11 protein-coding genes are annotated in these 13,378 nt (G+C 69.3%); 8 read left to right on the top strand and 3 right to left on the bottom strand.

Features of this window, described 5'->3' with window-relative positions; all coding sequences use genetic code 11:
• Positions 1-15 precede the first annotated feature (15 nt).
• Positions 16-1,026 (top strand): YihY/virulence factor BrkB family protein, encoded by a 1,011-nt coding sequence (locus ACIHAD_RS04025; protein WP_397353043.1) that lies wholly within the window; start codon positions 16-18, stop codon positions 1,024-1,026.
• Between the two features lie 50 nt (positions 1,027-1,076).
• On the opposite strand, the gene ACIHAD_RS04020 is transcribed toward ACIHAD_RS04025, so the two are convergent.
• Positions 1,077-2,063: a D-alanyl-D-alanine carboxypeptidase family protein gene (locus ACIHAD_RS04020; protein WP_397352836.1), complete on the bottom strand. Its 987-nt coding sequence runs from the start codon at positions 2,061-2,063 to the stop codon at positions 1,077-1,079.
• A 198-nt stretch (positions 2,064-2,261) separates the two neighbouring features.
• On the opposite strand from ACIHAD_RS04020, the gene ACIHAD_RS04015 reads away from it, so the two are divergent.
• The gene (locus ACIHAD_RS04015) at positions 2,262-2,492 is read left to right on the top strand and encodes an SCO4848 family membrane protein (protein ID WP_189651047.1); all 231 of its coding nucleotides are present in this window, start codon (positions 2,262-2,264) and stop codon (positions 2,490-2,492) included.
• Here ACIHAD_RS04015 and ACIHAD_RS04010 read toward each other — a convergent pair.
• Positions 2,464-3,855, bottom strand: a complete 1,392-nt coding sequence (locus ACIHAD_RS04010; protein WP_397352835.1) for a peptide ligase PGM1-related protein — start codon at positions 3,853-3,855, stop codon at positions 2,464-2,466. The genes ACIHAD_RS04015 and ACIHAD_RS04010 overlap by 29 nt on opposite strands.
• 488 nt (positions 3,856-4,343) lie before the next feature.
• Here ACIHAD_RS04010 and ACIHAD_RS04005 point away from each other — a divergent pair, with 488 nt between their 5' ends.
• Complete coding sequence (locus ACIHAD_RS04005) at positions 4,344-5,567, top strand: M20 family metallopeptidase (RefSeq protein WP_397352834.1); 1,224 nt, start codon at positions 4,344-4,346, stop codon at positions 5,565-5,567.
• 47 nt (positions 5,568-5,614) lie between these two features.
• On the opposite strand, the gene ACIHAD_RS04000 is transcribed toward ACIHAD_RS04005, so the two are convergent.
• A complete protein-coding gene (locus tag ACIHAD_RS04000; RefSeq protein WP_397352832.1) occupies positions 5,615-7,495 on the bottom strand; it encodes a Xaa-Pro dipeptidyl-peptidase in 1,881 nt (626 codons plus the stop codon).
• A gap of 288 nt (positions 7,496-7,783) precedes the next feature.
• Here ACIHAD_RS04000 and ACIHAD_RS03995 point away from each other — a divergent pair, with 288 nt between their 5' ends.
• The 5 genes from ACIHAD_RS03995 to ACIHAD_RS03975 all read left to right on the top strand — a co-directional run bounded on the left by ACIHAD_RS03995 (position 7,784) and on the right by ACIHAD_RS03975 (position 13,378).
• Positions 7,784-8,854, top strand: coding sequence for a BMP family protein (locus tag ACIHAD_RS03995; protein ID WP_397352831.1), 1,071 nt, complete (start codon positions 7,784-7,786; stop codon positions 8,852-8,854).
• Between the two features lie 96 nt (positions 8,855-8,950).
• Positions 8,951-10,558 carry an ABC transporter ATP-binding protein gene (locus tag ACIHAD_RS03990; protein ID WP_397352830.1) on the top strand — a complete coding sequence of 536 codons (1,608 nt, stop codon included), beginning with the start codon at positions 8,951-8,953 and terminating at the stop codon, positions 10,556-10,558.
• Positions 10,558-11,700, top strand: coding sequence for an ABC transporter permease (locus ACIHAD_RS03985; RefSeq protein WP_397352829.1), 1,143 nt, complete (start codon positions 10,558-10,560; stop codon positions 11,698-11,700). Before ACIHAD_RS03990 ends, ACIHAD_RS03985 begins: the two co-directional genes overlap by 1 nt.
• Complete coding sequence (locus ACIHAD_RS03980) at positions 11,697-12,986, top strand: ABC transporter permease (protein WP_397352828.1); 1,290 nt, start codon at positions 11,697-11,699, stop codon at positions 12,984-12,986. The genes ACIHAD_RS03985 and ACIHAD_RS03980 overlap by 4 nt, the downstream gene beginning before the upstream one ends.
• Positions 12,983-13,378, top strand: a complete 396-nt coding sequence (locus ACIHAD_RS03975) for a cytidine deaminase (protein WP_397352827.1) — start codon at positions 12,983-12,985, stop codon at positions 13,376-13,378. The genes ACIHAD_RS03980 and ACIHAD_RS03975 overlap by 4 nt, the downstream gene beginning before the upstream one ends.

The raw sequence follows: 13,378 nt of genomic DNA, 5'->3' as shown, positions 1-13,378 counted from the left end.
GGGTGTGAGGGCGTGATGACGAGTCTGACCGAGCGGATCGCGTCGATCCGCGCCTGGGGCCGGACGACGCTCGACCACTGGCGGGTCCGCAGGTTGTGGATCGACCACCTGGTCAGGGCCGTGCGCCGTTACCAGCTCCAGGGAGGCGACCGGCTGGCCGGCTCGGTCACCTACTTCTGCTTCCTGTCCTTCTTCCCGCTGCTCGCCCTCGGGTACGCGGTGCTCGGCTACACCCTCGACGCCAGCAGCGCGACCAGGGACGCGCTGGAGACCGCCATCACCGAACGGCTCCCCGGCATGGCGGCCGACCTCAACCTGGAGCAGATCGCCGGCGCCAGGACGACGGCGGGCATCATCGGCCTCCTCGGCCTCCTGTACGCCGGGCTCGGCGCGATGGACGCCCTGCGCGCGGCGCTGCGCGAGATGTCGATGACCACCGTGCCGCCCCCGAACTACTTCCTGGGCAAGCTGCGCGACCTGGTCTCGGTCATCCTGCTCGGGGCGACGCTGATCGCGTCCACGCTGGTGTCCGGGGCCGCCACCACGGTCACGGACAAGGTGCTCGACCACATCTTCGGCGACAACTCGCTGCTCAGCACCGAGGCGTTCCGGATCTTCGTGGTGGTGGCGAGCGTCGTGGCCGACTGGGTGCTGTTCGTGATCATGCTCGGCTGGGTCGCCAAGCCCGCCGAGCCGTTCAAGGTCATCATCAAGGGCGCGCTGCTCGGCGCGATCGGGTTCGGGCTGCTCAAGCAGCTGGCGAGCCTGCTGCTCAGCCACACGCTCAGCAACCCGGTCTACGGCGCGTTCGCCGCCACCGTGGGGTTGCTGGTGTGGATGAACTTCTCCGCCAGGCTCGTGCTGCTGGCCGCCGCGTGGACGTCCACCACCGGGTTGTGCCCCCCGCCGTCCCCGTCGCCGATCCCGTCGCTGGGGGATCCGACGGAGGTGCCGGCGGCCGACCCGCACCCGGCGGCCGGCCCCGAGTGCAAGGGCGTCACCCGGCGTCCGGCCTCGGAGCCCTGAAGTCCCTTCCCCGGGGCCCCGCGGGAGCCGTTACGCGCCACGCCCTGTCGTCAGAGGCGGGACCTGTTGCGCTTGCGGCGGATGCCGAAGCCGAGCCACACCAGCCCGAACAGCAGCCCGCCGCCGATCACGGCCGAGCCGACCGTGCGGGTGGAGTCGGTCTGCTTCGAGGCGGCCGCGTCGAGCAGCGGCGGCTGGGCGGCCGGCGTCACCTTCGAGACCGGCGCCTGCGGGGCGGCCCGCACCCGGTCGGGCACCGGCTCGACGAGCTGTCCGACCGGGGTCGCCTTGCCCCTGACCGAGAAGCCCCAGTCGAGCAGCTTGGCCACCTCGTCCCAGAAGTAGCCCTCGTGCCGCATGATCGTGACGAGGATCGTGTGGCCGCCGCGCGTGGCCGCGCCGACGAAGCTGCCCTGCGCCTTGGACGTCCAGCCGTTCTTGACGCCGATCATGCCCTGGTAGCGCCAGAGCAGCTTGTTGTGGTTGCTGATCTCGTAGTAGTCCTTGGGCGCCGGAAACTTGGCAGTCTTTGTACTGATATATCGCCGGAAGTCCGGGTTGGCGAGGCCGGCGCGGGCGATGAGTGCCAAGTCGTACGCCGAGCTGCTCTGTCCGGGTTTGTCCAGGCCGCTCGGGGTCTTGGCCACCGTGTCCAACGCCTGCAACCGCTTGGCCTCGGCGTTCATGTCGCGCATGGTCTGGGCCACGCCGCCGTTCGTCTCGGCCAGCGCCATGGCGGCGTCGTTGCCCGAGGACATCATCAGCGCCCGGAACAGGTCGTCGACCTTGTACGTCATCTTGGGCGTCAGCCCGACCGCCGTGCCCTCCTGGTTGCAGGCGTTCTGGCTCGGCCGGACCTTGCGGTTCTTGTCGAGCTTCGGGAGCAGGGTCAGCGCCGTGAGCGTCTTGAGGGTGCTCGCCGGCAGATAGCGCCCGTGCGCGTCCTTCGCGGCGAGCACCTGACCCGTCTCCACGTCCGCGATGACGTAGGAAGTAGCCTTGCTCTCGGGGGGCGCCTTGACGCCTTGGGGTTGCACCAGCCCACGGCTTCCCAGCGCGTCACCACCGACAGGCGTCGTCGGTGCGGCGGATGCGGTCCCGCTCGTGAGCGTGACCGCGGCGAGAAGTGCCGTAACCGGCACAAATTTCGTCCACATGGCGGTCTCAGCGTAGCTCCGTGTGAATGCCCATGTGGCGACACATTCCCCGGATGATCCGCCTTCGATACTGGAGAGATGACCATGTCACCAAAGATCGCCGGATTCCTCGTCATCCTCGGCGTGTTCATGATCGTCGAGTGGATCAACCTGGGGTTTAACTTGGCCGACGGGCATCCCACCGGCTTCTACGTCGTGCACGGGATCCTGATCGGGGTCAACGTGATCCTCGGTGCGGTGCTGGCGGTGATCGGGTGGCGCGGTCTGCGGGAGGCGGGGATCAGGCGTCGCAAAGAAGGCGCCGGGTGAGAGCGTGCAGCTCGTCGGCCTCCTCGCGCGAGTCGCCGATGGTGGTGAAGCCCAGTTTCCCGTACTCGGGGATGGCGCCGAGCAGGTGGAAGACGTTGCCCGTGCGCCGGTCGGCGTCGAAGCCGATCCCGAGCCGCCGGGCGGTGCGCATGACCTCGCCCGGCGTGCGGCCACGCAGGCAGGACGAGGAGCAGTTGTCGGTCGCGGTGTAGAACTTCGGCTGGTCCCCGGCCATGAGCAGGCCGGTGGCCGGGTCGTACCTGGCCCCGGTCGTCAGCACCACGGCGCCGTACGGGTGCGTCGTGCCGCCGATCCGCAGGTTGATCTCGCACAGCAGCGCGGCGTACCCGGCGTCGGCCTTGAGGGCGAAGAAGTCCATGCCGAACAGGCCGACCACGCCGCGCTCGGCCAGGATGCCGGCGATGCGCTCCGCCGACTCGCCCACCTCGTGCCGGTACTCCGGGGCGGCGGGGAACGTGCAGCCCTGGTAGACGTCGTTGTTGGCGCCGCCGAGCACCTGGTCGTGCGTGGCCAGCACGGCCGCGTGCCCGCCGGGCGTGATTCGAGCCAGGGCGCTCGGGTAGTAGAGCGGGCGATGTTCGATGAACTCCTCCACCACAGCGCCGCGTTCCCTGATCTTCGTCGTGAAGCTCGTCCAGGTCTCCCCGGCCGCCGAAAATCGGGTCAGCGAGCGGTCGGCCTTGCTGACGATGGCGTTGCCCAGCCCTGAGTAGCCGTCGTTGAGCTTGACGATCACCCGTTCGCCGGGCAGCGAGTCGATGGCCTCGTCGATCGCGATGATGCTGTGCACGTCGCCGAATCCGCGGGCCATGGGCACGCCGGCCTCGTGCCCGACCTCGCGGGCGCCGCTCTTGGAGCCGTAGTAGGCCAGCGAGGTGGCGGGTCCGTAGATGGGGACGTTGAGTGACGCGGCCAGCTCCTCCTCGGTCTCGCTGAGGACGAACGGCACCAGCCAGGCGTCGGCGTCGATCGCCGACCGTAGCCGGTCGAGGACGTCGGGTCGGCGCAGCAGCGTCCGGGTGAGGGGTTGCGACCAGGGCTCGTCGAGGCTGATGAGCTCCAGGCGCTTGGCGGCGTCGTCCGGGTCGGGGAGGAAGCCGAGGTAGTAGTCGATGATGTCGGGATCGATCGGCGCGGAGGAGAGGTAGATCACCTTGACCCCGGGTTCCCGGAGCGTCAGGAGGAGGAAGAGCAGGCGCTCCTCGTACGATCGGGCTGCCGTGATACGGCGCAGCTCGTCCTGCGGCAGGGAGAGCGAGGGTACGACCACCAGGGTCCCCTCGCTCGGCTCGAAGATGCTCAACCCGGCATACTTCTCCCCGAACGGGATATTAGTGATCATATAGCGAGTGAAACACGCATTCTTCACAAATGCAGCAAGCGCCAAAGTGTCATGACCATGACAGAAGGTGACAGGATTCGAAATCGGTGAGCACGTTTGGAAGTGGCGACATCGGGTCACCATCTAATGATCCCTTGTGACTATTTTCCGGATCAGGTGGACGTGTGCGGAACGTGACCACCTGCGGTTACGGGCATGCCGTCGGCCAACTTTTGGTGTATCTGTCGGCGCGAAGGCGCACGGGAGCGATAAAGTCAGCAGCATCGCCATCGGGCTCACGGCTTACCGCTGTGCACCCGGGCTGCTGCGACCGATGAACGCGAAGCCCGTGCTGACGATCTCGCGCGCGCACCGAAACCTCCGGGTGTGGCTTTTGATTCGCCGAGCGGCCGCCTCAACCAGGTGGCTACGATGAACGATTTTCGAGAGCGTCATGAGCCGCCGTCGCCGCGTGGGACGCGTGGCCTCGACGGGATGGATGGTGACATATGTGGGGACGTGAGCTGCGGGGAGAGCTGGACGCGTTCCTGGCGGAGATCGAGCAGGAGCTGGTGGCGTTCCGTCGCGACCTTCACATGCATCCTGAGCTGGCCTTCGCCGAATACCGCACGACCCAGCGCATCGCCGACCGGCTGACCGCCGCGGGGCTGACCCCGTCGGTGCTGCCGCGCGGCACCGGCCTGATCTGCGACGTGGGCAGCGGCGACGGGCCGACCATCGCGCTGCGGGCCGACATCGACGCGCTGCCGCTCCAGGACGAGAAGGACGTGCCCTACCGCTCCACCGTCCCCGGCGCGTGCCACGCCTGCGGGCACGACGTGCACACCACGGTCCTGCTCGGCACCTCGATCTTCCTGGCCCAGCAGGCCGCGGCGGGTCTGCTGCCCGGCCGGGTCCGGCTGATCTTCCAGCCCGCCGAGGAGCTGCCCGGCGGCGCGCTGGAGGTCATGGCCCACGGCGGCATCAGCGGCGTCGACCGCATCTTCGGCCTCCACTGCGACCCGCGCGTCGACGTCGGCCAGCTCGGCCTCAGGAGCGGCCCGATCACCTCGGCCTGCGACAAGCTCGTGGTCCGGGTCTCCGGGCCCGGCGGTCACACCGCCCGTCCGCACCTGACGGCCGACCTGGTCTTCGCGCTCGCCAAGATCCTCACCGAGCTGCCCGCCGCGCTCTCCCGCCGGGTCGATCCGCGTTCCTCGCTCAGCCTCGTCTGGGGCCGGGTGGAGGCGGGGTCGGCGGCCAACGCCATCCCCGACGACGGCAGCGCCGAGGGCACGATCCGCTGCCTCGACGAGAACGCCTGGCACGCCGCACCCGACCTGATCAAGGCCCTGCTGGAGTCCGTCGCCGGCGCGTACGGCGTCGAGGCCGTGATGGAGTACACGCGGGGCGTGCCGCCGGTCGTCAACGACGAGGTCAGCGTCGAGATGCTGGCCGAGGCGGCCGAACGGGCCCTCGGGGCCGGCGCGGTGGTGCCCACCCAGCAGTCGCTCGGCGGCGAGGACTTCGCCTGGTACCTGGAGTCGATCCCCGGCGCCTTCGCCCGGCTCGGCACGCGCTCGCCCGACGGCGTCACGTACGACATCCACCAGGGCACCTTCGACGTCGACGAGAAGGCGATCGCGATGGGCGTGCGGGTGATGGCCGCCACGGCGCTGACCGCGCTGTGGGACGTCGGCCCGCTCGACTCGATCAGCAACGCCATGGCCTGAGCGCCGCTCCGACGGCCCGCCGCGTCGCGCGGCGGGCCGTCGGCGTGTCAGGCGAGCCTGCCGAAGACCACCGGCAGCCGCAGGGACGAGTGCCCCGGCGACACGGTGACCCGGGTGCCCGCCGGGTAGCGCAGGGTGTAGTCGCGGTCGGTCGAGATGATCACCAGGCCCAGCCGGTGGCCCTTCTTGAACAGGTAGTCCTTGGGCTGGAAGTCCCAGGTGAAGGTGTACTCCTTGCCGGGGCGCAGCGGTTCGGTGCGGTCGGCGCGGTGGCGGTTGCGCACGTCGAGCCATCCCCTGGAGACGATCTTGTACGCGGTCGTCGCCGTGCCGAGCCGCCTGAGCGTGGTGCAGCCCGTGTCACCCGGGACGCCCTCGCCGTAGCAGTAGCTCTGGCCGGTCGAGAGCAGGCTGCCGTCCGGGCGCACATCCGTGCCGTAGTCCACCAGCAACGCCGTCAGGTACGGCGAGGCGCCGTCCTTGACCGAGGCCCGTACGGAGACCGTCGGCGTGCCGGAGATCCGCACGTCGGCGGGCAGCTCACCGGTCCGGTACGCCAGCCGGTTCGGGTCGGCCCCGGTCGCCTCCACCAGTTGCTCGGCGCTCCTGGCGCTCTGGTCCACGAAGGACTCCTCGGGCGACAGCGGCCGGGGCAGCAGGCCGAGCCGTTCGCCCGCGGCCGGGTACAGGGCGACCGTCGTGGCCCCGGGCAGCGGCCAGGAGGCGTGCTGCCGCCAATCGCCGACGCCGATCTCCACGTCGGCCTGCGGCTCGCGCATGATGCCCGAGTCGATGCCCTGCAACCAGTAGTCGAACCAGCCGTGCAACTGGCGCAGCCACTCGGCGGTGCGCAGGCTGAAGGGGTTCATGTGGGTGCCCTGGTGCAGCCAGATCTTGCGCGGCACGTGCCGCTTGGCCAGGGCGTTCCACCATTGGGCGAATTGCTTGGTCTTGACGTTCCAGTCGTTGAGGCCGTGCACGAGGAAGACGCTGGCCTTCACCTTGTCCACGTCGTTGAGGTAGTTGCGGGCGTCCCAGAGCGGGCCGTAGTCGCCGGTGATCCGGTCCTGGTCGGCGGTGAGCGCGTCCATCTTGGCGCCGCAGACCTCGAAACCCCTGTCCCTGGTCAGCACGAACTTGGCCAGCACGTCCAGGTCCTCGCCCTGGAAGCCGCCGGGGGCCAGGACGCCGCCGTTGGCGCGGTAGTAGTCGTACCAGCTGGAGATGGCGGCGATCGGGACGATCGTCTTCAGGCCCTCGACGCCGGTCGAGGCGACGGCGTTGGGCAGGGTGCCGTTGTAGGAGACGCCGATCATGCCGACCTTGCCGGTGGACCAGCCGGCGCTGACCTCGTTGCCGTCGGCGTCGAAGCCGCGGGCGCGGCCGTTCAGCCAGTCGATGGCGGCCTTCGGGCCGGCGGTCTCGTTCCGGTCGCCGGAGGACGGGCAGCCGGTGGCGCGGGCGCTGCCCACGTTCTCGACCAGGGCGATGGCGTAGCCGCGGGGCAGGAAGTAGTTGTCGTAGTAGCCGTCGAAGGGCTCACTGGCGAGCTTGTTCGAGGGCGACTTCAGGGTGGGCAGCGGGTTGCCGTTCGCGTCCACGTCCACGGGATGGTTGGGGACGTCGTTGCCGGGGGCGTAGTAGGGGCTGGCCTCCATGATCACCGGGACCTTGAGGCCCTGGTCGGTCTCCTTGGGGCGCAGGATGTCCATGGCGACGCGGTCGGGCTGCCCGTCGTCGTCGCTGTCGGTCCCGGCCACCTCCACGAACACCGTCTGCTTGACGGCGTCGGCGCGGGAGAAGACGGGCTGGGTGGCGTTGTTCTCGATCTTCAGGGCGGGGGCGGCGGCCGTCGCCGGGGCGGGCCCGCTCAAGGTCACGACGAGGATCGCGACCAGCGGTACGGCCAGTGTCTTCCAAGGCTGCATACGGGGCTCCGATACGAAATTTCCACCGTTGATCGGAATCTCTGCCATGATCGACCGCTCGGCAAGGGCCCCTTACCTACCAAACTTGGGCAAAACTTTCCGAGGGCCGTCCCAAGTGCCTGAACCCAGATTCAGGTCACGGACGCGCTTGATGTCGATAACGGAGCGGTTGCGACCCTGTGTGCCGGTTTGGTCTGCCCTGGTCAAGCAACTATCTTCCGTGCAGGTGCCGTACGTTTCTTCGCGCCTGCGATGAAGTTCGACGGCGAGGAAATGGAAGGAGTCGCCTTGCTCGGCAAGCGATTCAGCAGGATTGCCGTCGGCTCGGTAGCCGGCGTCATGCTCATGGCGGCCGCGGCCTGCGGCAGCGGTGACGGTGGAGGCACCTCGGCGAGCATGCAGCCGAGCTCCGGCGCGAGCAGCGAGGCCGCCAAGGGCGGCCTGAAGGTCGGTCTGGCGTTCGACGTCGGCGGCCGTGGCGACAAGTCGTTCAACGACGCCGCCTACGCCGGCCTGGAGAAGGCCAAGACGGAGCTGAAGGCCGACATCAAGGAGCTCAGCCCGGCGGCCGACGGCTCCAACCGCGGCGACCTGCTGCGCCAGCTCGCGGACGCGGGCTACAACCCCATCATCGGCGTCGGCTTCGCGTACGGCGACGACATCAAGAAGACCGCCGCCGAGTACCCCGACGTGCAGTTCGCCGTCGTCGACTCGGCCTCCAACGGCCCGAACGTGACCGGCCTGCTGTTCGCCGAGGAGCAGGGCTCCTACCTGGCGGGCGTCGCCGCCGCGACCAAGTCTGAGGCCGGCCACGTCGGCTTCGTGGGCGGCGTCGAGAACGACCTGATCAAGAAGTTCCAGGCGGGCTTCGTGATGGGCGCCAAGTCGGTCAAGCCGGACATCAAGATCGACATCAAGTACCTCACCCCCGACGGTGACTTCTCCGGCTTCAAGGCCCCCGACCAGGGCAAGGTCGCGGCCGAGAAGATGTACCAGGACGGCGCGGACATCGTCTACCACGCCGCCGGCGACTCCGGCCTCGGCGTGTTCCAGGCGGCGGCCGCGGCCAAGAAGAAGGCCATCGGCGTCGACTCCGACCAGCGCCAGACGGTCAAGGAGACCGACCTGCAGTCGGTCATCATGACCTCGATGCTCAAGCGCGTGGACGTCGGCGTCTTCGAGTTCGTCAAGGCCTTCCAGGGCGGCGCCAAGGGCGGCAGCAACACCGTCTACGACCTCAAGGTCGACGGTGTGGGCCTGTCCACCACCGGTGGCGAGATCGACGACATCAAGGACAAGCTCGACGCTGCCAAGAAGGACATCGTCGACGGCAAAATCACGGTTCCGTCCAAGCCGTAATCTGGGTAGGAACGGACGACCGAGGGCCCGGAGTCCCCACTTCGGGCCTTCTGGCTATCCGCCCCGTCCGCCCCCCCATGCTCTAGGAGAGGCGAAATGAGCTCGGACACCCTCGCCGCGGTGCAACCCGCCGTAGAGCTGGAGGGCATCACCAAGCGTTTCCCCGGCGTCGTCGCCAACCACGACATCCGCATCACCGTCGAACCCGGCACGGTGCACGCGATCGTCGGCGAGAACGGCGCCGGCAAGTCGACCCTGATGAAGATCCTCTACGGCATGCAGAAGCCGGACGAGGGCACGATCAGGGTCAACGGCCGCGAGGTCACCTTCCGCACCCCCAGCGACGCCATCGACGTCGGCATCGGCATGGTCCACCAGCACTTCATGCTGGCCGACAACTTCACCGTGCTGGAGAACATCGTCCTCGGCGCCGAGCCCACCAGGGCCGGCGTGCTCGACACCGGCAGGGCGCGGGCCCGCATCACCGAGCTGGCCGGCAGCCACGGCCTGCGCGTCGACCCCGACGCGCTGGTGGAGGACCTCGGCGTCGGCGACCGTCAGCGCGTGGAGATCCTCAAGGTCCTCTACCGCGGCGCCCGCATCCTCATCCTCGACGAGCCGACGGCGGTCCTCGTGCCGCAGGAGGTCGAGGAGCTGTTCCAGAACCTGCGCGAGCTCAAGGCCGAGGGCCTGACCGTCATCTTCATCTCGCACAAGCTCGACGAGGTGCTGAACATCGCCGACGCGATCACCGTGATCCGCCGCGGCACCACCGTCGCCAGCGTGAACCCCGCCGAGGTCACCGCCCGCCGGCTCGCCGAGCTGATGGTCGGCAGCGAGCTGCCCACGCCGGAGACCCGCGAGTCCACCGTCCGGGAGAGCGTCACGCTGAGCGTGTCCCGGCTGACGATGGAGGCCGACGGCTTCCGTCCCGTCCCCAAGGGCACCTCCGTCGGCCTGTACGTCGACAAGCTCCGCGAGGAGGGCAAACGCCTGATCCTCGACGACGTCTCCTTCGACATCCACGCGGGCCAGATCCTGGGCGTCGCCGGCGTCGAGGGCAACGGCCAGTCCGAGCTGATCGAAGCGATCATGGGCATGCGTCCCGCCCACGGCACGATCACCCTCGGCGGCGTGGACATCAGCGCCTGGTCCACGCTGAAGCGCAGGGAGGCCGGCATCGGCTACATCCCCGAGGACCGCCACCGGCAGGGCCTGCTGCTGGAGGCGTCCCTGTGGGAGAACCGGGTGCTCGGCCACCAGACCAGGCCCCCGGCGCGCAGCGGCATCTGGGTCGACCGGCGCGCCTCCAAGGCCGACACCGAGCGCATCGTCAAGGAGTACGACGTGCGCACCCCCAGCGTCGAGACCCTGGCCCTGGCCCTCTCCGGCGGCAACCAGCAGAAGCTGATCGTCGGGCGCGAGATGAGCGGCGAGCCGTCGTTCCTCATCGCCGCACACCCCACCCGCGGCGTGGACGTCGGCGCCCAGGCCGCCATCTGGGACCACCTGCGCAACGCGCGGGCCGCCGGTCTGGCCGTGCTGCTGATCTCGGCCGACCTCGACGAGCTGATCGGCCTGTCCGACACGATCAGGGTCATCCTGCGCGGCCGGCTCGTGGCCGAACTCGATCCTTCCGACGTCACGCCCGAGCGGCTCGGCGGTTACATGACCGGCGCCATCGCCGGCACTGAGGAGACGTGATGCCCGCCGGGCTCAACCGGGCGCTGCTCACCGTCGCAGGCGCCGTCGTCGCCATCGTCCTGGCGATCGCGATCTCCAGCGTGGCGATCATCGCGGCGGGCGCCAGCCCGATCGACGCGTTCGCCGCCTTCTTCGACTTCGGCGAGACCGCGCGTTCGGTCTCCAACGGCATCGCGGCGTTCCTCAACCGGGCGGTGCCGCTGTTCATCGCGGGTCTCGCGGTGGCGGTCGGCTTCCGCATGAACCTCTTCAACATCGGCGTCGAGGGCCAGTACCGGATCGCGGCCATCTGCGCGGCCTACGTCGGCTCGACGTTCACCGCGCCGAAGCCGATCCAGATCCTGGTGATCATCGTCGTCGCGGCGGTCGTGGGCGGTGCGTACGCGCTGATCCCCGCGGTCATGAAGGTGACCCGCGGCGTGAACGAGGTCATCTCCACGATCATGCTCAACTACATCGCCATTTCCCTGGCCTCCTACCTGGTACGCGGCCCGTTCGCGGGCCAGCGGGCCGCCGGCCAGCTCACCACGACCACGCCGCAGCTCCCCGAGTCGGCCATGTTCCCCAACCTGAACTTCGTCTTCGACTGGTTCGGGCTGCTGCCGCCCACCCGCGGCGGCGGCGTGTGGGGCTTCCTGCTCGTGGCCGTCGTGCTCGGCCTGGTGGTCTGGGTCGTGCTGGAGCGCACCCGCTTCGGCTTCAACGTCAAGGCCAGCGGGCTCAACGGCCCGGCCGCCTTCGCCTCGGGCGTCAACCCGAAGAAGATGGTCATCGCGGCCATGGTGCTGTCCGGCGCGATCGCGGGGCTCATCGGCCTGCCCGAGATCCTCGGCGACAAGGGCGCCTTCAACTCCAACTTCACCGCCGGCCTCGGCTTCCTCGGCATCGCGGTGGCGCTGCTCGGCAGGAACAAGCCCGTCGGCATCGCGATCGCCGCGCTGCTGTTCGCCTTCCTCGACCGGGCGCAGGGCGCGCTGCAGATCGCGGACGTGCCGTCGTCGGTCATCACGATCATCCAGGGCGTCATCGTCCTGCTGGTGGTCATCGCGAACGAGATGACCAACCGCATCGCCATGCGGCTTGAGGAGCAGCGGGCCGCCCGGCAGCTCGACACGAACAGACCGGTTGAGGTGGCAGCATGAGCAGGGTCGGCAAATACCATCTGGCGCTGCTCGGCGTCGCCGCGCTCATCCTGCTGCTGTCGCTGGTGCGGGTCATCTCCGGCCAGGACGACCTGACCTCCTCCGGCACGTTCAACGCGGCGCTGCTGCTCGCGGTGCCGATCGGCCTGGCCGGTCTCGGCGGCCTGTGGGCCGAGCGGGCCGGCGTGGTCAACATCGGCCTCGAAGGCATGATGGTGCTCGGCACCTGGTTCGCCGGCTGGGCCGGGTACCAGTGGGGCGCCGTGGCCGCGCTGCTCGCCGGGCTCCTCGGCGGCGCGCTCGGCGGGCTCATCCACGCGATCGCGACCGTCACGTTCGGCGTCGACCACATCATCAGCGGCGTCGCCATCAACCTGCTCGGACCCGGCATCACCCGCTTCCTGTCGGAGGTCCTCTATGGCGAGGGCACCTCGGCGAGCGCGAAGGGCGCCGGCATCACCACCTCGCCGGCGATCAGCTCGGGCGCCCCCGAGGTGAGCCTGCCCGTGCTGTCGTCCGGGCCCGACCTGCTCGGCAAGCTGGAGAGCACCCACTGGTTCCTGCTCTCCGACCTGGCCGGCATCCTGCGCGGGCTCACCCACGACGTGAACGCGCTGATCATCCTGGCCGTGCTGCTGCTGCCGGTGACGTACCTGGTGCTCTGGCGCACCTCGTTCGGGTTGCGGCTGCGTTCGGCGGGGGAGAACCCGTGGGCGGCCGAGTCGCTGGGCGTGAACGTCTACCGGATCAAGTACCTCGCGGTCGTCGTCTCCGGCGCGTTCGCCGGGCTCGGCGGCGTGTTCCTGGTCTTCGTCTCCAACAAGTACGTCGAGGGGCAGACGCAGGGACGCGGCTTCATCGGCCTGGCCGCCATGATCTTCGGCAACTGGCGGCCCGGCGGGCTCGCGGCCGGCTCGTCCCTGTTCGGCTACGCCAGCGGCCTGCAACTGCGCAGCTCCGGCGACGCCAACGCGGTCACCACGTTCTTCCTGTTCGGCTCGCTGCTGCTGCTGATCTACATCGCGTTGCAGATCCGCAAGCTGGTCTTGCCGAGCCAGCCGGCCGAGGTCGTGGCCAGGGGCGTCAAGGACTACACCGTGATCGCCGCCGCGGCGGTGGGCGCGCTCGTGCTGTTCTGGCTCTGGCAGACCGTGAAGACGCTGCCGGGCGAGTTCGTCTTCATCACGCCACACGTGCTCACGCTGCTCGTGCTCCTGGTCGCCTCGCAGCGTCTGCGGATGCCCAAGGCCGACGGCGTACGCTTCCGTCGGGGGGATCAACATTGAACATCGATTGGGACGGCCTTCGCGCCGAGGCCGCCACGGCCATGCGCAACGCCTACGCGCCGTACTCCAAGTTCCCGGTGGGGGCGGCGGCGGTCGTCGACGACGGCCGGATCGTCACCGGCTGCAACGTCGAGAACGCCTCCTACGGGCTCGGCCTGTGCGCCGAGTGCGGCCTGGTGTCGGCGTTGCAGATGTCGGGCGGCGGCCGGCTGGTGGCCTTCACCTGCGTGGACGGCCACGGCGAGCTGCTCATGCCGTGCGGGCGCTGCCGTCAGCTCCTGTACGAGTTCGGCGGTGAGGACCTGCTGGTCGAGACCATCGACGGCCCCAAGCGCATGGCGCAGATCCTGCCGTACGCGTTCGGCCCCGACGACCTCAGCAGGAGCTCGTGA

Origin of the sequence: Nonomuraea sp. NPDC052265, assembly GCF_044547985.1 — a bacterium.
GTDB lineage: Bacteria > Actinomycetota > Actinomycetes > Streptosporangiales > Streptosporangiaceae > Nonomuraea.
This window is presented reverse-complemented; position numbering and strand designations above follow the sequence as displayed.

Bases quoted from the DNA above. Each gene is read 5' to 3' on its own strand.
- ACIHAD_RS03985 (WP_397352829.1), top strand. From the start codon at position 10,558: ATGCCCGCCGGGCTCAACCGGGCGCTGCTCACCGTCGCAGGCGCCGTC.
- ACIHAD_RS03980 (WP_397352828.1), top strand. From the start codon at position 11,697: ATGAGCAGGGTCGGCAAATACCATCTGGCGCTGCTCGGCGTCGCCGCG.
- ACIHAD_RS04015 (WP_189651047.1), top strand. From the start codon at position 2,262: ATGACCATGTCACCAAAGATCGCCGGATTCCTCGTCATCCTCGGCGTG.
- ACIHAD_RS04025 (WP_397353043.1), top strand. From the start codon at position 16: ATGACGAGTCTGACCGAGCGGATCGCGTCGATCCGCGCCTGGGGCCGG.
- ACIHAD_RS04000 (WP_397352832.1), bottom strand. From the start codon at position 7,495: ATGCAGCCTTGGAAGACACTGGCCGTACCGCTGGTCGCGATCCTCGTC.
- ACIHAD_RS03990 (WP_397352830.1), top strand. From the start codon at position 8,951: ATGAGCTCGGACACCCTCGCCGCGGTGCAACCCGCCGTAGAGCTGGAG.
- ACIHAD_RS04005 (WP_397352834.1), top strand. From the start codon at position 4,344: ATGTGGGGACGTGAGCTGCGGGGAGAGCTGGACGCGTTCCTGGCGGAG.
- ACIHAD_RS04010 (WP_397352835.1), bottom strand. From the start codon at position 3,855: ATGATCACTAATATCCCGTTCGGGGAGAAGTATGCCGGGTTGAGCATC.